Annotated in this window: 23 protein-coding genes and 1 pseudogene; 22 read left to right on the top strand and 2 right to left on the bottom strand. The window is 63.2% G+C overall.

Annotated features, from left to right (window positions below; genetic code table 11):
* Window positions 1–30: 30 nt before the first annotated feature.
* The 19 genes from DMZ65_RS15530 (at window position 31) to DMZ65_RS15440 (ending at window position 19,753) form a co-directional block, all read left to right on the top strand.
* Window positions 31–999 carry a TAXI family TRAP transporter solute-binding subunit gene (locus DMZ65_RS15530; RefSeq protein ID WP_116599784.1) on the top strand — a complete coding sequence of 323 codons (969 nt, stop codon included), beginning with the start codon at window positions 31–33 and terminating at the stop codon, window positions 997–999.
* Between the two features lie 28 nt (window positions 1,000–1,027).
* Window positions 1,028–2,977, top strand: a complete 1,950-nt coding sequence (locus tag DMZ65_RS15525) for a TRAP transporter permease (protein WP_232825024.1) — start codon at window positions 1,028–1,030, stop codon at window positions 2,975–2,977.
* A gap of 100 nt (window positions 2,978–3,077) precedes the next feature.
* Window positions 3,078–4,409, top strand: coding sequence for a histidinol dehydrogenase (gene hisD, locus DMZ65_RS15520; RefSeq protein WP_116599783.1), 1,332 nt, complete (start codon window positions 3,078–3,080; stop codon window positions 4,407–4,409).
* Entirely contained in the window at window positions 4,406–5,161 is a 756-nt protein-coding gene (locus tag DMZ65_RS15515; protein WP_116599782.1) for an SDR family NAD(P)-dependent oxidoreductase, read from the top strand. Before hisD ends, DMZ65_RS15515 begins: the two co-directional genes overlap by 4 nt.
* 38 nt (window positions 5,162–5,199) lie before the next feature.
* Window positions 5,200–5,910 (top strand): RraA family protein, encoded by a 711-nt coding sequence (locus DMZ65_RS15510; protein ID WP_116599781.1) that lies wholly within the window; start codon window positions 5,200–5,202, stop codon window positions 5,908–5,910.
* A gap of 26 nt (window positions 5,911–5,936) precedes the next feature.
* Window positions 5,937–6,875, top strand: a complete 939-nt coding sequence (locus DMZ65_RS15505) for an NAD(P)-dependent oxidoreductase (RefSeq protein ID WP_232825023.1) — start codon at window positions 5,937–5,939, stop codon at window positions 6,873–6,875.
* Between the two features lie 186 nt (window positions 6,876–7,061).
* Window positions 7,062–7,382, top strand: coding sequence for an RraA family protein (locus DMZ65_RS15500; RefSeq protein WP_438942739.1), 321 nt, complete (start codon window positions 7,062–7,064; stop codon window positions 7,380–7,382).
* 67 nt (window positions 7,383–7,449) lie between these two features.
* Complete coding sequence (otnK, locus tag DMZ65_RS15495) at window positions 7,450–8,718, top strand: 3-oxo-tetronate kinase (RefSeq protein WP_116599809.1); 1,269 nt, start codon at window positions 7,450–7,452, stop codon at window positions 8,716–8,718.
* Window positions 8,715–9,365, top strand: a complete 651-nt coding sequence (gene otnC, locus DMZ65_RS15490; RefSeq protein WP_116599778.1) for a 3-oxo-tetronate 4-phosphate decarboxylase — start codon at window positions 8,715–8,717, stop codon at window positions 9,363–9,365. Before otnK ends, otnC begins: the two co-directional genes overlap by 4 nt.
* Window positions 9,362–10,135, top strand: a complete 774-nt coding sequence (locus tag DMZ65_RS15485) for a hydroxypyruvate isomerase family protein (RefSeq protein ID WP_116599777.1) — start codon at window positions 9,362–9,364, stop codon at window positions 10,133–10,135. Before otnC ends, DMZ65_RS15485 begins: the two co-directional genes overlap by 4 nt.
* 284 nt (window positions 10,136–10,419) lie before the next feature.
* Window positions 10,420–11,439, top strand: a complete 1,020-nt coding sequence (locus DMZ65_RS15480; protein ID WP_116599776.1) for a Bug family tripartite tricarboxylate transporter substrate binding protein — start codon at window positions 10,420–10,422, stop codon at window positions 11,437–11,439.
* A gap of 90 nt (window positions 11,440–11,529) precedes the next feature.
* Window positions 11,530–12,009, top strand: coding sequence for a tripartite tricarboxylate transporter TctB family protein (locus DMZ65_RS15475; protein ID WP_157960645.1), 480 nt, complete (start codon window positions 11,530–11,532; stop codon window positions 12,007–12,009).
* Complete coding sequence (locus tag DMZ65_RS15470; RefSeq protein WP_116599774.1) at window positions 12,006–13,529, top strand: tripartite tricarboxylate transporter permease; 1,524 nt, start codon at window positions 12,006–12,008, stop codon at window positions 13,527–13,529. The genes DMZ65_RS15475 and DMZ65_RS15470 overlap by 4 nt, the downstream gene beginning before the upstream one ends.
* On the top strand, window positions 13,522–14,352 hold the full coding sequence (locus tag DMZ65_RS15465) for a sugar phosphate isomerase/epimerase family protein (RefSeq protein ID WP_116599773.1): 831 nt from the start codon (window positions 13,522–13,524) through the stop codon (window positions 14,350–14,352). The genes DMZ65_RS15470 and DMZ65_RS15465 overlap by 8 nt, the downstream gene beginning before the upstream one ends.
* Window positions 14,349–15,668 (top strand): enolase-like domain-containing protein, encoded by a 1,320-nt coding sequence (locus DMZ65_RS15460; RefSeq protein ID WP_116599772.1) that lies wholly within the window; start codon window positions 14,349–14,351, stop codon window positions 15,666–15,668. The genes DMZ65_RS15465 and DMZ65_RS15460 overlap by 4 nt, the downstream gene beginning before the upstream one ends.
* Window positions 15,669–15,717: 49 nt before the next feature.
* Window positions 15,718–16,380 carry a TetR/AcrR family transcriptional regulator gene (locus DMZ65_RS15455; RefSeq protein ID WP_116599771.1) on the top strand — a complete coding sequence of 221 codons (663 nt, stop codon included), beginning with the start codon at window positions 15,718–15,720 and terminating at the stop codon, window positions 16,378–16,380.
* Window positions 16,381–16,615: 235 nt separating this feature from the next.
* Window positions 16,616–17,767 carry a Gfo/Idh/MocA family protein gene (locus DMZ65_RS15450; RefSeq protein WP_116599808.1) on the top strand — a complete coding sequence of 384 codons (1,152 nt, stop codon included), beginning with the start codon at window positions 16,616–16,618 and terminating at the stop codon, window positions 17,765–17,767.
* A gap of 10 nt (window positions 17,768–17,777) precedes the next feature.
* The gene (locus tag DMZ65_RS15445) at window positions 17,778–18,932 is read left to right on the top strand and encodes a dihydrodipicolinate synthase family protein (protein ID WP_116599770.1); all 1,155 of its coding nucleotides are present in this window, start codon (window positions 17,778–17,780) and stop codon (window positions 18,930–18,932) included.
* Window positions 18,929–19,753, top strand: coding sequence for a sugar phosphate isomerase/epimerase family protein (locus DMZ65_RS15440; protein ID WP_116599769.1), 825 nt, complete (start codon window positions 18,929–18,931; stop codon window positions 19,751–19,753). Before DMZ65_RS15445 ends, DMZ65_RS15440 begins: the two co-directional genes overlap by 4 nt.
* A gap of 125 nt (window positions 19,754–19,878) precedes the next feature.
* Here the strand turns inward: DMZ65_RS15440 and tnpA are convergent.
* Both tnpA and DMZ65_RS20155 read right to left on the bottom strand, forming a co-directional pair.
* Window positions 19,879–20,187 (bottom strand): annotated as a pseudogene (tnpA, locus tag DMZ65_RS15435) (IS200/IS605 family transposase); the annotation flags it as partial.
* 285 nt (window positions 20,188–20,472) lie between these two features.
* The gene (locus tag DMZ65_RS20155; RefSeq protein ID WP_157960644.1) at window positions 20,473–20,568 is read right to left on the bottom strand and encodes a twin-arginine translocation signal domain-containing protein; all 96 of its coding nucleotides are present in this window, start codon (window positions 20,566–20,568) and stop codon (window positions 20,473–20,475) included.
* Between the two features lie 190 nt (window positions 20,569–20,758).
* Here DMZ65_RS20155 and DMZ65_RS15425 point away from each other — a divergent pair, with 190 nt between their 5' ends.
* From DMZ65_RS15425 to DMZ65_RS15415, 3 genes are read left to right on the top strand one after another with little or no spacing between them, the layout of a single operon-like run.
* Entirely contained in the window at window positions 20,759–21,250 is a 492-nt protein-coding gene (locus tag DMZ65_RS15425) for a LacI family DNA-binding transcriptional regulator (RefSeq protein ID WP_116599767.1), read from the top strand.
* Window positions 21,243–21,557, top strand: a complete 315-nt coding sequence (locus DMZ65_RS15420; RefSeq protein WP_157960643.1) for a hypothetical protein — start codon at window positions 21,243–21,245, stop codon at window positions 21,555–21,557. The genes DMZ65_RS15425 and DMZ65_RS15420 overlap by 8 nt, the downstream gene beginning before the upstream one ends.
* Window positions 21,554–22,294: an SDR family NAD(P)-dependent oxidoreductase gene (locus DMZ65_RS15415; RefSeq protein WP_116599765.1), complete on the top strand. Its 741-nt coding sequence runs from the start codon at window positions 21,554–21,556 to the stop codon at window positions 22,292–22,294. The genes DMZ65_RS15420 and DMZ65_RS15415 overlap by 4 nt, the downstream gene beginning before the upstream one ends.
* Window positions 22,295–22,330: the final 36 nt, after the last annotated feature.

The following is a 22,330-nucleotide window of genomic DNA, read 5'->3' as shown; positions in this document are numbered from 1 at the left end:
TGGGCGATTCCTGTTCAAGGGAGGTTTGACATGAAATTTACGACATTGATCTCGGCCACAGCGATCACGGTGGCCGGGCTGGCCGCCAGCCTGCCGGCGGCCGCGGAAACCCGGCTCGCCTTTGGCGCGACCAATTCGCAAAGCGCGCATTACGCATATTTTGCCTCTTTGGCGAAGATCGTGAACAACGCCTATCCCGACGGCTACCAGGCCTCGGTGGTGGAAACCGGCGCCACGGTCGACAACCTCAAGCGGATGGCCCGTGACCAGCTTGACATCGGATTGATCACCACCTCGACGCTTTATCACGCCTATAACGGCGTCAAATCCTTTGATGGCCGGCCGGTTGAGTCAAAGCTGCTCTGGGCCTATTCGCTGGCACCGCAGAACGTCGTGGTGCGCCGCGATTCAGAGATCACCGAGCTTGCAGCGTTGGATGGTCAGAAGTTCGGCCCTGGAATGCGCGGCTCTTCAACCGAGGCGACCACGCTTGAGGTCTTCGATCTGCTAGAGATCACGCCGGACTGGGTGCGCGGGACCAACGGCGAACAAGCCAATGCAATCAAGGATGACCGGTCCGAGGGCTTTGTCAAAAGCGCGGTTGGCACCTCCTTTGACGCGCTGACCACCGATATCGCAGCCTTCACGCCGTTGCAGGTGCTGGGTATCGGCGACGCGCAAGAAGCCAAGATCCGCGAAACCCTGCCGGAACTATCGATCGTCGAGATGCCGGGCGGTGACATGGAAAACTCCGGCCCCTATACCGTCTGGGGCTTCATGATCGGCGTCTCGGCGCGCCCGGGCATGGATGATCAGACCGCCTATGACATCACCCGCGCGGTGATGGAGAACATGGCCGAGCAGGAGGCGGCCTTTCCGGCGGTCAAGGGCAAGAACCTGCCAGAGCTGACGTTGCAATATGCCACCAGCCCGTTGCACCCCGGCGCAATCCGCTACTACGAGGAAATCGGCCTGACTGTGCCGGACCACCTCAAGTAACGCGACCGACCGATGCGGGCGGGGTGGCGTGCTGCTGCCCCGCTTGGACCGTCCTTTGCCCAAAGGTGCCGAGATGCCCAAACTCCCGTCTTTCACCAAGCTCCGTCAGGTGAGCATCGCCGGGCTCGCCGTGCTGCTCGGTGCCTTCGTGTTCTACACCTCTTTCAACGGCCCGTTCGAGTCGCTGGTGCAGCGGTCGCTCTTCGTGATGACCATCGTCGCACTCGCGGTGCTGATGAACCCGCTGTTCGAGGGCAGCCGCTGGCGGCCGCTCGGCATGGCAATCGATGCCGCGATCGTCGCGATGGTGACGGTCTCGGGCGTCTATATCATCGGCAATTACGAAACCATCATGACCGATCTGCCCTGGGCCACGACCCGTGACATGGTGATGGGGTTCGGCACGCTGATCTGCGTGCTGGAGCTGGCGCGACGGACCTCGAACTGGGTGTTTCCGCTGATCGTGCTGAGCGCGGTGGGCTATGCTTTCTTTGGCTACCTGATCCCTGGGCAGTTCGGCCATCGCGGCTTTGATGCTGGCTATCTGACCGAGATCATCTTCCTGTCGGACCGCGGTTTGTGGGGGATGTTGGTCAATGTGGCCTCGACGACGCTGGCGGCCTTCGTGCTCTTTGGTGCGATCCTGCTGCACACCGGCGCGGGCGAGACCTTCTTTGACCTCTCGGCCCGTCTCGGCGGGGCACGGCCCGGCGGCGCGGCCAAGATCGCGACATTTGCCTCGGGCTTCTTCGGCGCTATTAACGGCTCGACTGTGGCCAATGTGGCAACCACCGGAAATTTCACCATTCCGTTGATGAAGCGACTGAAATACCCGCCCGCTTACGCCGGCGCGGTGGAGGCCATTGCCTCGACAGGGGGCCAACTGGCGCCACCGATCATGGGCACTGCCGCCTTTGTCATGGCAGAGCTGGTCGGCGTAAACTACTGGTCGATTGCGCTGGCCGGCGTGGTGCCTGCGTTGCTCTTCTATCTTGGAATCTATGCCACAGTGCATGTGATCGCCCGCCGCCAGAGTTTTCGCGCGGTCAGTGCCGAAGACCTGCCGGACTGGCGCGGGGCGATGAGCTTTACCCGGCTGGCCCCGATCGCGGCAGCATTGGGAGGGCTAGGATTTGGCGTCATCAACGGCAATTCTGTCGAGCTGACGGCGTGTTATGGCATGATCGCCATGCTGGTGGCGGTGCTGGTGGCACGGATCGCTGCCGGCGAGGACCCGCGCGCCGTCTTTGGCATCATTCTGCGCGCGCTGGAGGCGGGCGGGAAGGGCGTTGTCATCGTTGGCATCCTGTTGGTCGGTGCCCAGGTCTTCGTGGCGATGATCAACTTGACTGGCTTCGGCGTGGCGGTCACCTCGGCAGTTCTGGCCATCGGGCAGGGGCAGATCTGGCTGATTGCCGGTCTGATGGCAGTGGTCTGCCTGATCGCCGGCATGGGGCTGCCGACCTCGGCGGCGTATGTGATGGTCGCTGCGGTCTTTGCCCCGGCGCTGATCCAGCAGGGCATCGACCCACTGGTGGTGCATATGTTTGTGCTCTACTACGCCGCGCTTTCGGTGATCACGCCGCCGGTATGCCTCGGGGTGTTCGTAGCCGCCACCATTGCCCAGGCTCCCTGGATGAAGGTTGCGATGGAGACTTTGCGGCTCGGAGCCACGGCTTATGCGCTGCCGATGCTGTTCCTTGCCTATCCTGGCATGCTGGGCGGCGGCGGGGCCGAGGATATTGCCCGTGCAGTGCTATCGGGCGCGGTCTTTGCCCTGGGTGTCGCGCATCTGCTGGGCGGGGCCCGGCTGCCCTGGGGCGGGCTTTCACGGCTGCTCTGGGCGGTTCCTGTCGTCTTGGCGCTGATGCCGCCCTGGTGGGCGACACTCACCGCAGCGCTGGTCTTCGGCGGGCTGGTGGTGCTGTCGCGGCAGGCGACCGGGGCGCACCAAGCCCGCAGCTCGCAAGCAGCCTGATCGTGCGAAGCCATAGGGTGGCCTTGTGATGCCTGAGTGCATCACAAGGCCACATCCCTGACACCTAATCTCTAGAAACCACACGAGGGGAGATTCCGACATGACCATCACCTATCTCAAGCGCGGCAAACCCGAGGCTGATCGGGCCCAGGACGATGCGAAGACTGCGGCCGTGGTCGCCGCCACGCTCAAGGACATCGAAGCGCGCGGCGACGCAGCGGTGCGCGAGTTGGCGGTGAAATTCGACGGTTACGACCGCGACAACTATCGCCTGTCGTTGACGGAAATCGAGACGATTATCGCCAAGGTCTCGCCGCGCGATCTGGCCGATATCAAGTTCGCACAGGAGCAGGTCAGGACTTTTGCCCAGGCGCAGCGCGATTCCATGTTGGATATCGAGGTCGAAACCTTGCCTGGCGTCATCTTGGGTCACAAGAACATTCCCGTCCAATCGGTGGGCTGCTATGTCCCCGGCGGCAAGTTCCCGATGGTGGCATCGGCGCATATGTCCGTGGTCACGGCCAAGGTGGCGGGTGTGCCACGCATCGTCGCCTGCACCCCGCCGTTCAACGGCGAACCGAATCCTGGCGTAATCGCCGCGATGCATCTCGGCGGCGCGGACGAGATTTACGTTCTCGGCGGTATCCAAGCCGTGGGCGCGATGGCCATTGGCACCGAAAGCATCGCGCCGGTGCATCTGCTGGTCGGTCCGGGCAACGCCTTCGTGGCCGAAGCCAAACGTCAGCTTTTCGGTCGCGTCGGCATCGATCTATTCGCAGGCCCGACCGAGACAATGGTGATTGCGGATGAGACCGCCGCCGATTCCGAGCTCTGTGCCACCGATCTGCTTGGGCAGGCGGAACATGGCTACAACTCACCTTGTGTGCTGCTCACCAATTCCGAGAAGCTGGCACGGAATACACTGTCCGAGATCGATCGACTACTGTCGATCCTGCCTACCGCCGATACTGCGCGGGTAAGTTGGCAGGACTATGGCGAGGTCATCGTTTGCGATACTTATGAAGAAATGCTCGAGGTTGCCGACGACATCGCATCTGAGCATGTGCAGGTGATGACCGACCGAGATGACTGGTTCCTGGAGCACATGACCTGCTATGGCGCGCTGTTCCTCGGGCCGCGCACCAACGTGGCCAATGGTGACAAGGTGATCGGCACCAATCACACGCTGCCCACCAAGAAGGCGGGGCGCTATACCGGCGGTCTCTGGGTGGGCAAGTACCTGAAAACCCACAGCTACCAGAAGGTCACCACCGACGACGCCGCGGCCCGGATTGGCGCCTACGGCTCGCGGCTTTGCCTGCTCGAAGGCTTTGTCGGCCATGCCGAGCAATGCAACATCCGGGTGCGTCGCTACGGCGGGGTGAACGTGCCCTATGGCGAACCGGCCGTTCTGCCGGAGGCAGCGGAGTGAGCCTGCCACGCACCCCTTCCTTCCGTCTCGTTGGCAAGCGTGCGCTGGTGACGGGTGCCTCCTCTGGTATCGGCCAGGCCTGCGCGGTGGCGCTGGCCGAGGCCGGAGCGCATGTGGTCTGTGCCGCCCGCGGGCGCGACCGACTGGATGAGACCGTGACGCAGATGCAGGCCGAGGGCTGGTCGGCCGAGGCGTTGGTGCTCGACATTGCTGATCTGGATGCGATGTCGGCGGCCTTGCAGGGCCAGCGGTTCGACGTGGTGGTCAATTCCGCCGGTCTCGCCCGCCACGGTCCGGCGCTGGCGACCACTCCCCAGGATTTCGACGCGGTCATGGCAGTCAACCTGCGGGCGGCTTACTTCCTTTCGGCCGCTGCGGCAAAAGCCATGGCTGGCACCGGCGGCTCGATCATCCACATCAGCAGTCAGATGGGCCATGTGGGCGGCATCGACCGGGCAGTCTATTGCGCCAGCAAGCACGGGCTCGAAGGGATGATCAAGGCGATGGCGGTGGAATGGGGGCCGCAGCAAATTCGCATCAATTCAATCTGCCCGACCTTCATCCGCACGCCGCTTACGGTCCAGACTTTCGACAACCCCGAGCGCGCCGCCTGGGTGCAAGAAAAGATCAAGCTCGGGCGGATCGGCGAGGTCGAGGATATCATGGGGGCGGTGCTCTACCTCGCCTCCGACGCGGCAGCGCTGATCACCGGCACTTCGCTGCTGATCGATGGCGGCTGGACGGCGGATTGAGCCGGCCGCGAGACAGACATTCAATTGGAGGAGAACGCATGACTGACACAGCACTTCCCGACGGCTTGCTGGCACTTTTGCGCAAGGTCGATACGCCCACGGTCTGCAATGCCATCGAAGTGGCGCAGGGCAAACGTGGCTTCAACCGCTTTACGCGCGGCACCATGCAGCATTCCAAACCCGGCGATCCGGCGACCGTGGGTTTCGCCCGCACCGCGCGGATCTCGGGTCTGGCACCGCCCACCGAGGCACCCGAGGTGATCCGTGCGCGACGGATGGACTATTTCCGCGCCATGGCAGGGGGCGAGGGTCCGACGGCTGCGGTCGTCGAGGATGTCGATTACCCCAATTGCATCGCCGGTTGGTGGGGCGAGGTGCATGTGGCGGTACACAAGGGGCTGGGGCTGGCCGGCGCGGTCACCAACGGCGTGCTGCGCGATCTCGACGTAATCGATGACGGATTTCCCATACTGGCCGGATCTATCGGGCCAAGCCACGGCTATGTGCATGTGGTCGATATCGGCAAAGAGGTCAGCATCATGGGGATGCGGGTGGCCCAGGGTGAGTTGATCCACGCCGACCGGCACGGCGCGCTGGTGATCCCCGCAGAGGTTATCCCGGATTTGAAACAGGCGATCGAGACGGTGATCGCCAGCGAGAACATCGTGCTCGGCCCGGCGCGTGCGCCCGGTTTCGACATCGACCGGCTGGAGGAGGTCTGGGCGCAGTTCGAGGCGGCCCGGACATGAGCGGCGGTGCGCGGCCGAGCCTCCTGGTGACGCGGCGTCTACCGGCACCGGTCGAGGCGCGGCTGGACAAGACCTATGACGCCACCTTCAACCCGGATGACCGGCCGCTCTCGCCCGAGGCGCTGGCGGCGGCGTTTTGCAAACATGACGCCGTGATGCCGACGGTCAGCGACAGGATCACGGCCGAGATGCTTCAGGCCGAAGGGCGGAGGGTGCAGATCGTTGCCAATGTGGGTGTCGGGTATTCCAACATCGATGTGGACGCGGCGACGCAGACGGGGGTCGTTGTGTCGAACACGCCGAATGTGCTGACCGATGCCACCGCCGATCTCGCGCTGCTGCTCATTCTGGCGGCCACCCGGCGGACCTATGCGGCGGAAAAGCGACTGCGTGAGGGGCGTTGGAACGGGTTTTCCATTGTCGGCGGCCTCGGTCGCAGCATCCAGGGCAAGGTGCTCGGGATCATCGGCATGGGCCGGATCGGTCGCGCCACCGCCGCGCGGGCGGCAGCAGGGTTCGGGATGGAGATCGTCTATTACAACCGCTCGGAGATCGACGATCTGCCCTTTGCGGCGCAGAGGCTCGAGAGCATCGGCGCGGTGATGGCGGCGGCGGATGTGGTGTCGATCCATGTGCCCGGCGGCGGTGCGGCGCCCTTGGTGACGGCGGATCACATCGGGCTGATGAAGCCCGAGGCCTACCTGATCAACACCGCGCGGGGCGACAGTCTCGACCAGGCGGCGCTGGTCGCGGCCCTGGCCGAGGGGCGGATTGCCGGGGCCGGGCTCGACGTCTTTGCCAATGAGCCGGAGGTGCCAGAGGCGCTGCGGGCGTTGGAGAACGTGACACTGCTGCCGCATCTCGGATCGGCGACCCGCGAGGTGCGCGAAGCCATGGGGCACCTCGCCGCCGACAATCTCGACGCGTTCTTTGGGGGCACGGCGTTGCCCAGCCGCGTGACCTAAGTTGACGCGGTGACATGTCGCGCGGCGTTCATTTGGAGCGCCTCTGGCGGGCCGGGCAGGGGGCACCAGCAAGCCCTGGTTCTGTTTGCTCGGTAACGGCTTGGCGGGCGGCGTGATGCTTGGCATCGTCGCTTTCCGTGACGCTGTCCCCCGGTGATCCGCGCGCCGGAGGCGTAGACCAATGGCATTGTCCGCGACATGGCCGATTTGCCTGACGGATTTCCCATAATGGTCGGCGGGATCGACCCTAGTCACGGTTTCGTCCATGTGCGAGAGATAGGTCCGCCAGTCGAAGTTTTCGGTATGCGGGTGGCGCAGGGAGTTTTTGTCCACGCTGACAGGCATGGTGCCGCGATTATTCCGCAGGTGGGTCTGCCGTCGCTCCATGACGCTTTGAAAACGCTCATTGGCAGCGAAAGCAACGTGACCAAGCCAGTTCAGGCAGGTTCCGCCGACGTGGCGGAATTTGAGCGGCTTTCGACCGTCTTCGAGGATGCGCGGACCTGACCCGCGCATGGCGTGCCGTCAATGCCCGTTGCAACGGACGGGCGACATTTTTTTGGGGATTGAACGAATGACGACCGTATTTGGCTGCATTGCCGACGATTTTACCGGAGCCACGGATCTGGCCGGATTGCTTGCACGCTCTGGGCTGGCGTTATCGCTGCGCATCGGCATTCCAGACACGGCACCGAAAGGTTCCGCACCGTTTGAAATCATCGCCCTGAAATGCCGAACCGCGCCGGTAGAGGAAGCGGTGGCAGAAGCACGAGCTGCGCTGGACTGGCTACGCCGCGCCGGGGCGCAGCGGTTCTTCTGGAAGTATTGTTCGACCTTCGATTCCACGCCACAAGGCAATATTGGTCCAGTGGCCGAGGCACTGATGGCCGATCTGGGCACCGACCAGACGATCTATTGTCCGGCGTTTCCCGAAAACGGCCGCAGCATTTTTATGGGCAATCTCTTCGTCGGCGAACAGCCTTTGGCGGAAAGCTCGATGAAGGATCACCCGCTGACCCCGATGCGCGACAGTAATCTGATGCGGCTTCTGGAGCCACAGGTGACCAAAGCTGTTGGGCTGGCCAACCGGTTGACGGTCGCAAAGGGGCCGCAGGCGTTGCGGGCGGAAATGGATGCCCTGAGGACGCAAGGCGTGGCCCATGTCGTGGTCGATGCTGTGGCCAACGAAGATCTGGCGGTGATCGCCGAGGCCTGCCGCGACATGCCGCTTTTGACGGGGGGCAGCGCCGTGGCGATGCCCCTACCTGCGCTTTATCTTGCCGACGGTACGCTTGCCGCCGATGTTCCCAAAACGCAAAGGCCGCAGTTTGATGCCAAGACAATCGTGCTTTCGGGCAGTTGCTCTGCCATGACCAACCGGCAAGTTTCCAATTACCTAGCTCGCGGCGTTCCTTCCTTTCAGCTCGATCCACTGACGCTGGCCGAAAACGGGCCGCGCACGGTTCTCGAATGGCTGGCGGTGCAGGATCTCGGTGCCGCCCCCCTGATCTATGCCACCGCCAATCCGGAAAGCGTGCGGACTGCGCAGGAAAGGCTGGGCGTCGCCGGGGCCGGAGAAATCGTCGAGGCAACTCTATCGGCCTGTGCGGTGGCGGCGCGGGATGCGGGCGCGCGGCGGGTGATCGTCGCGGGTGGGGAAACCTCCGGCGCGGTCACCAAGGCGCTTGGCGTCAGCCAGCTCGACATTGGTTCCGAGATTGCGCCGGGCGTGCCCTGGACCTATTGCGAGTCCGGCGGGCACCAGATTGCGCTTACGTTGAAATCCGGCAACTTCGGGACCGAGACCTTCTTTACAGACGCACAGGATAGGCTGATGTCATGAGCGAGGAAGCCCGTTTACGCGAACAGATCTGCCTTTTGGCCAAGTCCATGTTCGACCGCGGCCTGACCGGCGGCAGCACCGGCAATATTTCGGCCCGGACAGAGGATGGCGGCCTTCTCGTGTCGCCCACTGGCACCAGTTTTGGCCGGCTTGATCCCGGTCGGCTGAGCCGTTTCGATTCGCGGGGCCGGCAAGTGGACGGAGACAAGCCGACCAAGGAAATGCCCCTGCACACCGCCTTCTACGACACGCGGAGCTCTGCGGCCGCAGTGGTGCATCTACATTCCTGTCACGCGGTCGCGCTGTCGTTGATGCCGGATGCGGACGAAGACAATTTCCTGCCGCCGCTCACACCCTACGGCATCATGAAGCTGGGCCGCGTCAAGCTCTTGCCCTTTTTCCTGCCCGGCGATCCGGCGATGGGCGCGGCCGTGCGCGGTCTGGCCGGCAAACGTACGGCGGTGATGCTGGCCAATCACGGTCCGGTGGTTGCCGGCAAGGACATCGAGGCGGCCTGCAACGCCATCGAGGAACTGGAAGACACCGCGCGTCTGGCGATGCTGACGCGCGGCCTGAACCCGCGCGCCCTGACTGACGCGCAGGTCCAGGCGCTGATCACGAAGTTCGATGTGGAGTGGGATGTATGAAATTTTCTGCCAATCTGGGGTTTCTGTGGAATGACCGCCCCTTGCCGGAGGCAATTCGCGCCGCCAAGGTGGCCGGTTTTGACGCCGTGGAATGCCATTGGCCCTACGATGTGCCTGCCGAAGCGGTGAAAGCGGCGCTCGATGAAACCGGGCTGACGATGCTGGGCCTGAACACAAGGCGCGGCGATGTTGGCGCTGGTGACAATGGCCTGTCCGCCATCCCCGGTCGCAAGGCCGAAGCGCGGGCCGCCATCGACGAAGCAATCGCCTATGCCACGGCCATCGGCACGCCCAATATTCATGTCATGGCAGGGTTTGCCGACGGGGACGATGCTCATCAGACCTTTCTCGACAACGTGACTTACGCTTGCGCCCAGGCGGTGCCCCACGGCATCACCATCCTGATCGAACCGCTGAACAAGTATGACGCGCCGGGCTATTTTCTGACGACGACCGATCAGGCGCTGGCGATCATCAAAGCCATCGGCACCCCGAACCTTAAATTGATGTTCGATTGCTATCATGTGCAGCTCATGGAAGGCGACCTGAGCCACCGGATCGAGGGGCTCTTGCCGTATATCGGTCATATCCAGTTCGCCTCCGTCCCCGATCGCGGCGCACCCGATCACGGCGAGATCAACTACAACCATGTATTCGAAGTCGTAGGCGGTCTTGGCTATGACGCCCCGCTTGGCGCGGAATACAAACCCGGCACCAACACCGATGACACGCTGGGTTGGATGAATATTTGGGCGCGCGACAGCGTGTAGCCCACGGACATTGCGCGGGTCTCGGAAATCGATACCTATCCAGCCCTGGTATCGGATCGCTGACGGCCCATTTCAGCAGTCTGGTTGGCGACTGAATCTCGTGTAAATCGAGGACTTATCGGCGGCACCGCCGAGGGGGTGCAAGTGCGTTCCTTCGGTCTCGATCCGCCATGCCGCGCGGCTACCCACCTGACACAAAATTGAGAAACGGGTTTCACCAAAATGTTTGACAGGCGGAGGTCTCCTCCCTAACCTACCGTTCAGTAGATAACGGAGGAGAAACCATGTCAGCCCTTTCAAGGATCGCCATTGTCGCTGCGGCCACGGCGTTTGCCGGCCCGCTTGCAGCGCAGGATTACAGCTGGAACCCGGATCGTCCGATCAACATCATCGTGCCGTGGTCGGCAGGTGGATCGACCGACCAGGTCACCCGCGTCGTCGCCCCCATCCTCGAAGAGGCTCTGGGTACTGAGGTCGTGGTGGTCAACCAGACGGGTGCGTCCGGCTCCACTGGCACCAAGGCCGCGCTGGACGCACCGCGCGACGGCTATACCTGGACTGCGAACGCCATTGCCAACAATGCCACCTATTCGGTGACCGGGCTGATCGAGGACACGTCGATCGAGGATTATCGCATCTATCTGCACGTTGCGAACGTGCCGGTGGTCAGCGTCAATGCGGATGCGCCTTATCAGACCTTCCCGGAACTTCTGGAAGCCATGAAAAACGGCTCGGTTACGGTCGGCACCGCCGGCGTGAACTCCTCTGGTGGCATGGCGCTTGCGGCCGTCAAGGAAGGTGCCGAGAGCGAATTGTCCGGTGCGCGGATGATCACCTATGACGGTGGCAACCCGGCCGTGATCGCCGCGGCCTCGGGCGAGGTGCAGGTCACCACCCAGCTTGCGGTGGAACAGACCGAGATGATCCGCGCCGGGCGGTTGCGCGCGCTGGCGGTGCTCTCTGATACGGCGCTTGAGGTCGAGGGCATCGACCCGGTCCCGCCAATCACCGACTTCATGCCCGACTTCCATGTGGCTGCGGATTACTTCGGCGTATTCATCCCCGCGGGTGCCCCGCAAGAGGTTTATGACACCGTTGACCAGGTCTGGGAGGACCACGTCATGAACAGCGAAGCGCTAAAATCCTATGCCACCGACCGCGGCGCGGTCTTTGCGCCCAGCTATGGCGAGGCCGCGCTCGAAAAGGCGATGCCGGTGGTGATCGCCGAGGCCTGCGCCCGTGTGACCCGCGGCGAGGCGGTCGTCGATCCGTCTGAAATTGGCATCGACTGCCCCGCGGAATAATCGCAGACTTCGGGCGAGGCCTGTTGGCTTCGCCCGAACGTCCCGCTGTTACGCTTCAATTTCTATCCACAGATAGGTGATTCCATGCACATGGCCTTGGCGGACCGCCTCACCGCTATCCTGTTTCTCATGCTCGGTCTGGCGCTTCTGGTCGGCGGCTACACCATGGACCGCCTGGAGATCCGGCAGATTCACCCGGCGTCGATCCCGGGCCTGGTGCCGATGATCCTTGGCGTGCTGCTGTCGATCTGCGCGGTGCTGCTGTACCGGTCGTCCTACAGACCGGAAGAACGCAACGCCGCGCCGGTTTTTTCGGGCGGGTCCTGGGGGCGACTGGGGATCACCACGGTGATCTGCACGGTCTATGCGCTGGGGCTGGTCGGCTGGCTGCCGTATTTCTGGGCGACCTTCGTCTTTGCCGTCTGCTTCACGCTGATCTTCTCTTTCCCGCTGGATGGTGAAAGACGGACGCAACTGATCGCGGTCGCCGGGGCACTGGTGCTGGGCGTCGGGGTGGCGCTGGGTTCGTCGCTTCTGTTTCAAGAACTTTTCCTGGTGCGGCTGCCATGAGCGGGCTGGGCGATCTGATTGCCGGGCTGAGCTCGTTGCTCACACCGATGATGCTGTTTCATGCGGCTTGGGCGACGCTTCTGGGCATCGTGGTGGGCTCGCTACCGGGGCTGACGGCGACCATGGGCGTGGCGTTGATGACCACGCTGACCTATTCGCTGGATTCCACATCCGCCATCTTTGTTCTGATCTGCATGTATGTCGGCGCGATCTATGGCGGGTCGCGTAGCGCAATCCTGCTGAACATTCCCGGCACGCCGGCCAGTGCGGCGACGTCGCTTGACGGCTATCCTCTGGCCAAGCAGGGGCGGGCGGGCTACGCGATGGGATTGGCCACTGCCGGATCGGCGCTGGGGACGATTGCGGGCGTTCTGATGCTGGTGCTGATCGCACCGCCCTTGGCCGAGGCCGCGCTGAACTTCGGCAGTTTCGAGTTCTTCTGGCTGGCGGTCTTCGGTATCCTGATTTCCGGCCAGTTGACCGCCGACACCACGCCGCTCAAGGGCTATATCGCGGGCTTGTTGGGGCTGGCGGTGGCAATGATCGGTTCCGAGGGCATCCACGCGCATGTGCGGTTTAACCTTGGGGTAGGGGATCTGAACGCAGGCATTGCGCTTATTCCGGCAATGGTCGGTGCCTTTGGCTTTGCAGAGGTTTTGACGGCGATGTGGAACAAGGCCGGCGAAGTCGTCGCCAAAAAGGACAAGAGCGACCGGACCATCCCTGACCTTGCCGATCTGTGGCGCTACAAGTTCACCATCGCGCGCTCTGGCATCATCGGCACCATCGTCGGCATCATTCCAGGCGTCGGCGAAGATATTGGCGCTTGGGCCAGCTATGCCACCGCGCGCAAGACCTCGAAGGAAAAAGAAAAGTTCGGCCACGGCAGCCACGAGGGGTTGATTGCCGCCGAGACCGGAAATTCCGCCGTGGTGCCCGGTTCGCTGATCCCTGCGATCACGCTGGCCGTGCCCGGCTCGGCCTCGTCTGCCGTTCTGATCGCGGCGCTCTTTATCCACGGCATCCGCCCAGGGCCGCTGATCATGATCGAACAGCCGCATTTCGTGGGGCTGATCAGTGCCATGGTGTTGATCGCGACGCTGTTCATGGCGATCTACGGCCTCACGCTGACCAAGGCCTTCGTGCAGGTGCTGCGCGTGCCCTATAGCTATCTGATGCCGGTGGTCTTTGTGCTCTGCGTCATTGGCACCTACGCTTTGAGCCAGCGGATCTTCGATATCTGGATCATGGTGTTTTTCGGGCTGGTGGGGTTCGTCCTGCGGCAGATGAAGTATCCGATGGCACCGCTGGTGCTGGGCATCATCCTGGGCGACCTGCTGGACAAGAGCCTGCGGCGCGGGTTGACGCTGAGCGATGGCGATCTGGCACCGTTCTTCACGCGGCCGGTGTCGGCGGCATTCGTGGCGGTAATCGTTCTGTCCATCGCGATGAACATGCCCGTGGTGCGGCGCGTGACGCTGGCACCGTTCCGCTGGATCGGAGCGCGCCTGAATGCTTGAGTATACCCTGTGCAACGAACTGCTCGCCAAGGAGGGCCGCAGTCTGGCCGAACAGGCGCGTGTTGCTGCCGCGCTGGGGTATTGCGGGCTGGAACTGGCACCCGCCACGCTAGGCGACGCGCCGCATGACCTGAGCGCGCAGGTGATTGCCGATCTTCGCGCCGTGATCGAGGCCGAGGGTCTCCGCGTTACCGGATTGCATTGGTTGCTCAGCGGCTATCCCGACCTTTCGATCACCGATCCGGCGCGGCAGGGCAGGACACAGGACATTCTCGTCAAACTGGTGGAGCTCTGCGCGGCGCTCGGCGGCGAAGTCCTGATCCACGGATCGCCAAAGCAACGGCTGCGCCCGGAGGGGATGGAAGATGCCGCGCTGACCGCCCATCTGGCTGCTTTTTTCGCGCCGGTGGCAAAGGCGGCAGAGCAGGCGGGCGTGATCTATTGCATCGAGCCGCTGTCGCGCGCCGAGGACAATACCATCAACACTGTGGCGCAGGGCGCGGCGCTGGCACGGGCCATCGGCAGTCCGGCATTCAAGACCATGATCGACATCAGCGCCGCAGGTCAGACCGAGCCGCCGGTGGCCGATTTGATCCGCCAATGGGTGCCGACCGGCATGATCGGGCATATCCACGCCAACGACACCAATCGCGGCGCGCCGGGAATGGGGGATGACCCGTTTCCCGAGATCGTCGCCGCACTGCTCGACACGGGTTGGAATCGGCCCGTCGGCGTCGAGCCATTCCGGACCCTGATCGACGCGCGCGTCACCGCCGCCACCGCAATTGCCACCCTGCTTGCTTGTGAAAAGGCCTGTGCATGACAACACTCACGATCCTATCGGCCACCTGGTCGGAACGCCCCGTCACCATGCGGCTGCCGTTCCAGTTCGGCAGCACCGAGGTCCGCGAAACCGCCGAGGCGCATGCCCGCGTCGAGATCGAGGTAAACGGCACTCGGGTCACGGGCCGGTCGGCACAGCTCATGGTGCCGCGCTGGTTCAACAAGAGCGCGGAGATGAGCAATGCCGACACCATTGATGAATTGCGCGCGGTCGTGGACAGCGCGGTGGCCGGGGCCCCTGGATTGCGCGGCACCGCGCTGGACGTGACGCGCGCCTTGCGTGACGGCCTGGACCGGGCCTTGCCTCAGACCCCGCCGCTGGCGCGCTGTTTCGGGCCCGCGCTGGTCGAGATGGCGGTGATCGATGCGATCTGCACAGCGCTGCGGCTCCCTTTCTGGAAGGCGGCGCGCGAAGATGTCTTCGGGCTGGTCAGCGGCTGTCCCAACGATCTGTTGCCTGCCGATCTGTCTCGGTCCTTGGATTCTATATCTGCGCCAAAAGCGCTTGTCCTGCGCCATACCGTCGGCTTTGACGCGCCCCTGCGGCAGGCCGATGTCGGGCAGGACCGCCCAGGAGACGGGCGGCCGGTATCGCTGGACGAAGTGATCGAGGAAACCGGCGTGTCAGCGTTCAAGATCAAGCTCAAAGGCGGCCCGGATGCCGATCATCGTCGTCTGTGCGACATCGCCGGGCTGCTTGACAAGGGCGGTGACTATGCGGTGACGCTGGACGCCAACGAGCAATATGCGCCCAGGGATTTCGAAGCCTTCCTGAGCGCGCTTGCCAAGGATGCAACGCTGAAGCGTTTCTTCTCAGCGGTCCGCTTTGTGGAGCAACCCTTCCCGCGCGAGATCGCCCTGACCGCGCCCGTTGAAGCTTCGCTTCCACTGATCATCGACGAAAGCGACGACACAGAGGATGCCTTTGCCCGCGCCCTGGCCCTCGGCTGGTCCGGCACTTCGATCAAGAGTTGCAAGGGCGTGCTCAGGGCATTGATCAACAAGGCGCGCGCCGAAGTGGCGGGGGCGATCCTCTCGGGCGAGGATCTGACCTGTCAACCCGGCATCTGCTGGCTTCAGGACGCGGCGATGATGTCGGCCTGCGGTGTGCGGGACGTTGAACGCAACGGCCATCATTTCGCAGGCGGAATGCAAGGCGCGCCGGAAGAAGAACGCGCGATGCTGCTGGAGCGCCATGACGATATCCTGATGCAGGATCGCAATGGAGTGGCGCTTCGCATTGCCGGTGGCAGTGTCGAAATCGGCTCTCTGGCCCGCCCCGGTTTCGGCTGCTAAGGAGAAGAGAGCCCCGGGGCGGGGGATCGCACGACCATCGAGAGGACGCATGGCCAAGCAAGTTACCCCGATCCGCAAGGACCGCAAGCGCAACCCGCAAGTGACCCGGGCCGCCATTCTTCATGCCGCCCTGGAGGAGTTCAGCGAGGTCGGCCATTCCGGCGCGCGTGTCGACCGGATCGCCGCTCGGGCCGGTGTCAGCAAGCCGATGATCTATGACTATTTCGGCGACAAGGACGCGGTTTATGCCGCGGCACTCCGCGAAGCCTATGTGCAGATTCGTCAAGGCGAAATGACGCTGGAGCTCGATACGCTGGAGCCGGAAGAGGCAGTGCGTGCGCTGGTGCATTTCACCATGAACCACTTCTGGAACAATCCGTGGTTCATCCGGATGCTGAACACCGAGAACCTGATGGGGGGCGAAACCGTGCGGACGCTGGACGACGCCACCGAGATCCAGTCGGTCCTGTTGCGCCGTGTCGAGGAAATCCTGCGGCGCGGCAATACATCAGGTCAGTTCCGTTCCTCCATCGACCCGGTGGAGCTGTATATCTTTATCGCCTCGGTCTGCTGGTTCCCGATCTCCAACATGCACACGCTCAGCGCGGTCTTCCGCGCGCCGATCTCGGAAGACTGGTTGACGGTCCACGCCGACAAGGCTGCGGACATGATCGTGGGTTATCTGCGGCGGCCCGAGACGGACGCCGACTAGGTTCTCCCGACAATTCAAAACTGACCCCCGGCAGAGCCGAATATCGCGGTGTCTCAAGCATCGATCATTGACTTGATTCTCTTAAACTACTAATTAGTAGTTTATAGGCTACCAGGTGGAAGCTTGCGGGAGGATACATGAACAGCATCGCGTTTTCCTGTCTTCGCCCGTGCAGATTAACGGCACCCAAGCGCCGCGTGCGCCCGAAAGACCCCGAGAAAAAGGAAGCAAGACAATGACCACACAACGCATCGGCATCATCATGCACGGCGTCACTGGACGCATGGGGATGAACCAGCACCTGATCCGCTCGGTCCTGGCCATCCGCGACGAGGGCGGCATGCTGCTCAAGAACGGTGACCGGCTTGTTCCGGATGTGATCATCGTCGGTCGCAACGAAAAGAAGATCGCCGAACTGGCCGCCAAACACGGCGTCGAGCGCTATACGACCGATCTGGATGCGGCACTGGCCAATCCCGACGACACCATTTTCTTCGACGCCGCCAGCACCCAGATGCGCCCCGGCCTTCTGCGCAAGGCAATCGACGCGGGCAAGCATGTGTATTCCGAGAAACCGGTCTCCGAAGGGCTGGATGAGGCGATTGCCATTGCCAAACACGCCAAGGCAAAGGGCGTGAAGAATGGCATCGTCCATGACAAGCTGGACCTGCCCGGCCTCCTGAAGCTCAAGCGGCTTCGCGACAGCGGGTTCTTCGGCAAGATCCTCTCGGTGCGCGGCGAGTTTGGCTATTGGGTTTTCGAAGGCGACTGGATGGAGGCGCAACGCCCGTCCTGGAACTACCGCAAGCAGGACGGCGGCGGCATGGTGTCGGACATGCTCTGCCACTGGCGCTATGTGCTCGACAACGTCGTGGCACCCGTGAAGGCGGTGAACTGTACCGCCGTGACCCACATCCCAGAGCGCTGGGACGAAAACGGCGAGCGTTATGACGCCACCGCCGACGACGCGGCCTATGCCACGTTTGAGCTGGAAGGCGACATCATCGCCCAACTCAACAGCTCGTGGTGCACCCGGGTGCGGCGCGACGACCTCGTGACCTTCCACATCGACGGCACCCATGGCAGTGCCGTGGCCGGGCTGCATACCTGTTATTCTCAGGCGCGCGTCAACACGCCCAAGCCGGTCTGGAACCCCGATCAGAAGCAGACGATGAATTTCTTCGATGATTGGGTGGAAGTGCCTGACAACAAGGATTTTGACAACGGTTTCAAGGTGCAATGGGAGCAATTCCTGCGCCATGTGGTCGAGGATGCGCCGTGGTCCTACACGCTGGAAGAGGGTGCCAAGGGCGTGCAACTGGCGGAGCTGGGCTATGAAAGCTCCGAGAAGCGCTGCTGGCTCGACGTGCCGGCGCTGGACATCTGAGGAGGCGGACATGGCACAACTCATCCTTCCCACAGCGGGCGGCGGCACCGCCCCGTTCGAGATCACCGCAGGCCCGGTCCCCGCACCGGGCGGCGACTGGACCCGCACCGCCTATGCCGCGGCCCATGTGGTCGCTGACCCGTTGGCGGCGGTCGATCCCGGCGATGGCGTCGCGGTCGACTGGGACCGCACGCTGGCCTTCCGCCAGCACCTGTGGTCGCTGGGCCTCGGCGTGGCCGAGGCAATGGACACCGCACAGCGCGGCATGGGGCTGGACTGGCCGACCTCGCTGGAGCTGATCCAGCGCAGCATGGACGTGGCCCCCGAAGGCGCGCTGATCGCCAGCGGCGCGGGGACCGATCACCTTGCCCCCGGCCCGGAGGTCACCCTCGACGACGTGATCGCCGCCTACGAGATGCAATGCGAGGCGGTCGAGGCCACCGGGTCGCGCGTGATCCTGATGGCCAGCCGCGCGCTGGTGCAGGCGGCGAAGGGGCCGGAGGATTACGCGAAAGTCTATGGTCGTGTTCTCTCGGGGCTCAAGCAACCCGCAATCCTGCACTGGCTGGGCGAGATGTTCGACCCGGCGCTGGCGGGCTACTGGGGCGATGCCGATCACATGACGGCGATGGAGACCTGCCTTTCGGTGATCTCCGACAATGCCGACAAGATCGACGGCATCAAGGTCTCGCTGCTCTCGGCCGAGAAAGAAATCGCCATGCGCCGTCGCCTGCCCGAGGGCGTGCTCATGTACACCGGCGACGATTTTAACTACCCCGAGTTGATCAAGGGCGACGACCAGGGCTATTCCCACGCGCTCCTGGGCATCTTCGACCCGATTGCCGGGGCCGCTTGCCGGGCGCTGAATGCACTGGCCGCGGGCGACGACGCGAAATACCACGACGTCTTCGACCCGACCGTGCCGCTGGGCCGACACATTTTCAAGGCACCGACACGGTTCTACAAGACCGGGGTGGTTTTCCTGGCCTACCTGATGGGACACCAGGATCATTTCACCATGGTCGGCGGCCAGGAAAGTGCCCGCTCGACCCTGCACCTGGCCGAGGCGATCCGGCTGGCAAACGCCGCGCAACTCTTCACCGATCCCGACGAGGTGGTGCGCCGCGCGACGCCGGTGTTTCAGGCACGGGGGGTGTGGGCATGAGAACGCTCAACGCCGCCGACCTGTCGCTGAACACCGCCACCGTGTCAAAGCAATGGTCGCTTGAAGAGTGCATTGAAGGCTGCAAGCGTCACGGCATTGGCGGTATTTCTCCCTGGCGCGACAAGTTGCAGGAATGCGGTGTCGACCGCGCCGCCAGGCTCATCCGCGAAGCGGGGCTGGGCGTGTCCGGGCTCTGCCGGGGCGGCTGGTACACCGCCGAGGGTGCGCTGACGCAAGACGTGATTGACGACAACAAGCGCGCCGTGGACGAGGCGGCGGCCATCGGGGCGGAAACCCTCGTCATGGTTGTCGGTGGGCTGCCGGAAGGCTCCAAGGATATCGTGGCGGCGCGCGAGATCGTCACCGAGGGGCTGGCGAAAACGCTGGAATATGCCCGCACCCAAGGTGTCAGGATCGGAATCGAGCCGCTGCACCCGATGTATGCCGCCGACCGCGCCTGCGTGAATACCACGGGGCAGGCGCTGGATATTTGTGACAAACTGGGTGTCGGCATCGGCGTGGCCCTTGATGTCTATCACATCTGGTGGGATCCGGAGATTGCCGCCCAGATTAGGCGCGCGGGCAAGGAGCGAATCCACGCCTTCCACGTCTGCGACTGGATGAGCCCGACAAGGGACATGCTGACGGACCGCGGCATGATGGGCGAGGGGGTGATCGACATCCCTGCCTTCCGTCAGATGGTCGAGGCCGCAGGCTTTGACGGGTTGGTCGAGGTCGAGATCTTCTCGGCCGAAAACTGGTGGAAAAAGCCGGCTGACGACGTGCTCGCGGCCATGGTGAACGCGCTTCCGTCCATCTAGGCAGGCGACAGCCACAGCGCAAAATCGTCAAAAACTCGCATTGCCCTCCCGTTCGGTCAAGAACAGGGAGGGCATTCGTATTTTTACCCGATAAAGTGAACGACTACCCGCGGAGGCCGATAGCATCATTTGGAGGAATGAAATTCCAGATACTGCAAGATGATGTCGTCGGTGACATTGCCCGAGGTGGTTGAAAAATATGCCCGCGCCCAGAACCGCCTGCCCCAGTAGTGCTTGCGCAGTTCCGGGAACTCCATCTGGATGCGCCGGGACGGCCTCCGTTTGATCCGCAGCCTGACATCCGACAACGAGAGTTTTGGCTGGATCGACAGGAACATGTGGTCCCGCGCCAGGACGCCGCGCACGATGTGGACGCCCATTTCCTCTCAGGTCTGCCGAATGATCTCACGGATCCGGTCCCGCATCGGTCCCTGACGCATGTCGTCACAGGGAGGTTTGGATGCGCTTTTCATCGTTGGTTAAACTGGCGCAGCCGGAGTTTGAGCTCCACTTTCCGGCTTCGTGTCGTGACGCGCATCTCGCCAGGCTGAGCGCTGCCACGAACCTTTTGCATCCCGAGCCGATTGCGCATCTGACCGTTGAGGCAGGAGTATTTCAGGTCGATATCCCCTTTGGCCGCATTAAAGGCGTTATTGCGCTGCGCCCAGACTTCGACCTCCTGCGGCGTTCCACCGAACTTTCACACAGTGATCTCTTCGCTAGCGGCAAACGCCGGGACTGCCCGGCAGAAAGGTGGCCGCACTCACGGCGGCTGTGGTGCCCAGGAACCTGCGGCGGCTGATTGATTTCGACATTTTGTCCTCCCTTTCGTGACGCGCGCTGTGCGGAAACGTAAACGGCATACGAACATCATTTCATGGTGACGGACGTTAAGGGCAATGATACTCGTATGTTAACGGATATTTTGCAGCATTGCGTCCGCTGCCCGGCTTGCGCAGGATCTGCGGGGAACGCGATGGCAAAATACCGAACAGGAGTCCGCCAATGGCGCAGGGTGACAACAGGAAGGTGACGCTCAAGAACGTCTCGAAAGCCTCGGGCCTATCGCTGACCACCGTGTCGCGGGCACTGCGCCAGCCCAAGGCGGTACATGCCGATACGCGCGCCAAGCTCTTGGGCAAGTTCTCCGGCCCGGTCGTCGAAGCCTGGAACCTGCGCGACAGCGCCATAGACAGTGCCGTTGGCTTCGACAACTACGCAGCCTCTGTCGAGATGACCCGCTCCCTGATTGAACGGGGTTCCGAAAACATCGTTATGGTCGGGGGCGCGGCCCATCGCAATGACCAGACCGAAGACCGGACACCCGGTTTTGTCGATGCCATGCGCGGGGCAGGGTGCAGTGTCACCAAAGACACGATTGTCGAGGACGACAGCCCGGCCACGATCGAGGGCGGGGGCGCGCTGATCCAGCGCCTCATGGCGCGCAAAGATAAGCCCGACGCGATCTTCTTCCTCGGGCCTCGACGAAATGCGTGACATGGTCAGCCAAATCGGCGAGATCGAGCACATCGTCTGCCACCTGGCCACTTTTACCCGCAGCATTTTCCCCGGCGGCAGCCTGTCGAACTGGAAACATATCGCCGTCCAGCCCGACCGGAGCACATGGGAGGCCCCCGATCAAGGCGGCGGCTACGCCTATGGCCAGCTCTCCCACGCGCTCGGCATTCTCTACTGGCTGACCGACCTGCGCGCCGCCGAGACACTTCACGCCATCGCCGCCTCGGACAAGGCCCAGGGGGCGGAACAAATCATCAAACAGAACCAGAAGGCAGTCTCAGAATGACAGATTTCACAAATCAGACCGCCATCATCACCGGGGGCGCACAGGGCATCGGCCGCGCCGTCGCCAACCGCCTCGCCAAGGGCGGCGCGCGGATCGCCATTTGGGACCGCGACACGGCGCTTGGCGACACGGCCGCAGAGGAGATCGGCGGCGGCGCATTCGCCTGCGATGTCGACGTCTCGGACTGGGCCAGCGTCGAGGCGGCTATGAAAGCGACGCTGGACACGGCAGGCCGCGCCGACATCCTGGTGAACTCCGCCGGGATCGCGGGCTCTAACCGGCCGCTGGTCGATTACCCGGTCGAGGAATTCCGCCAGATCACCGAGATCAACTTGCTCGGCACCTTCCACGTCAACCGTGCAGTGGTATCCGCGATGACCGACCAAGCCTATGGCCGCATTGTCAACATCGCCTCGGTCGCGGGCAAGGAGGGCAATCCCATGGCCAGCGCCTATTCCGCATCCAAGGCTGGGGTGATCGGGCTGACAAAGTCGCTGGGCAAGGAACTGGCCGACAAGGACATCGCGGTGAACTGCGTGACGCCCGCCGCTGCGCGCACCCGGATCTTCGACCAGATGAAGCAGGAGCACATCGACTACATGCTGTCGAAGATCCCGCGGGGTCGGTTCCTCGAACTCGACGAGGCCGCGGCAATGATCGCCTGGCTTTGTTCGAAAGAGAACAGCTTCACCACCGCTTCGGTCTTTGATCTCTCGGGCGGCCGGGCGACCTACTGATGGCGCACTGGCTGGACGGGATCACGCTGATCGACC

It is taken from the genome of Primorskyibacter marinus (assembly GCF_003313245.1).
Lineage (GTDB): Bacteria > Pseudomonadota > Alphaproteobacteria > Rhodobacterales > Rhodobacteraceae > Primorskyibacter > Primorskyibacter marinus.
Note: the sequence above shows the minus strand (reverse complement) of the source record. Positions and strands in the feature narration are given on the sequence as shown.

Excerpts from the sequence above, each read along its gene's own strand:
- DMZ65_RS15530 (WP_116599784.1), top strand. The coding sequence starts at position 31 with ATGAAATTTACGACATTGATCTCGGCCACAGCGATCACGGTGGCCGGG.
- hisD (WP_116599783.1), top strand. The coding sequence starts at position 3,078 with ATGACCATCACCTATCTCAAGCGCGGCAAACCCGAGGCTGATCGGGCC.
- DMZ65_RS15510 (WP_116599781.1), top strand. The coding sequence starts at position 5,200 with ATGACTGACACAGCACTTCCCGACGGCTTGCTGGCACTTTTGCGCAAG.
- otnK (WP_116599809.1), top strand. The coding sequence starts at position 7,450 with ATGACGACCGTATTTGGCTGCATTGCCGACGATTTTACCGGAGCCACG.
- otnC (WP_116599778.1), top strand. The coding sequence starts at position 8,715 with ATGAGCGAGGAAGCCCGTTTACGCGAACAGATCTGCCTTTTGGCCAAG.
- DMZ65_RS15485 (WP_116599777.1), top strand. The coding sequence starts at position 9,362 with ATGAAATTTTCTGCCAATCTGGGGTTTCTGTGGAATGACCGCCCCTTG.
- DMZ65_RS15480 (WP_116599776.1), top strand. The coding sequence starts at position 10,420 with ATGTCAGCCCTTTCAAGGATCGCCATTGTCGCTGCGGCCACGGCGTTT.
- DMZ65_RS15475 (WP_157960645.1), top strand. The coding sequence starts at position 11,530 with ATGGCCTTGGCGGACCGCCTCACCGCTATCCTGTTTCTCATGCTCGGT.
- DMZ65_RS15470 (WP_116599774.1), top strand. The coding sequence starts at position 12,006 with ATGAGCGGGCTGGGCGATCTGATTGCCGGGCTGAGCTCGTTGCTCACA.
- DMZ65_RS15465 (WP_116599773.1), top strand. The coding sequence starts at position 13,522 with ATGCTTGAGTATACCCTGTGCAACGAACTGCTCGCCAAGGAGGGCCGC.
- DMZ65_RS15460 (WP_116599772.1), top strand. The coding sequence starts at position 14,349 with ATGACAACACTCACGATCCTATCGGCCACCTGGTCGGAACGCCCCGTC.
- DMZ65_RS15455 (WP_116599771.1), top strand. The coding sequence starts at position 15,718 with ATGGCCAAGCAAGTTACCCCGATCCGCAAGGACCGCAAGCGCAACCCG.
- DMZ65_RS15450 (WP_116599808.1), top strand. The coding sequence starts at position 16,616 with ATGACCACACAACGCATCGGCATCATCATGCACGGCGTCACTGGACGC.
- DMZ65_RS15445 (WP_116599770.1), top strand. The coding sequence starts at position 17,778 with ATGGCACAACTCATCCTTCCCACAGCGGGCGGCGGCACCGCCCCGTTC.
- DMZ65_RS15440 (WP_116599769.1), top strand. The coding sequence starts at position 18,929 with ATGAGAACGCTCAACGCCGCCGACCTGTCGCTGAACACCGCCACCGTG.
- DMZ65_RS20155 (WP_157960644.1), bottom strand. The coding sequence starts at position 20,568 with ATGTCGAAATCAATCAGCCGCCGCAGGTTCCTGGGCACCACAGCCGCC.
- DMZ65_RS15425 (WP_116599767.1), top strand. The coding sequence starts at position 20,759 with ATGGCGCAGGGTGACAACAGGAAGGTGACGCTCAAGAACGTCTCGAAA.
- DMZ65_RS15420 (WP_157960643.1), top strand. The coding sequence starts at position 21,243 with ATGCGTGACATGGTCAGCCAAATCGGCGAGATCGAGCACATCGTCTGC.
- DMZ65_RS15415 (WP_116599765.1), top strand. The coding sequence starts at position 21,554 with ATGACAGATTTCACAAATCAGACCGCCATCATCACCGGGGGCGCACAG.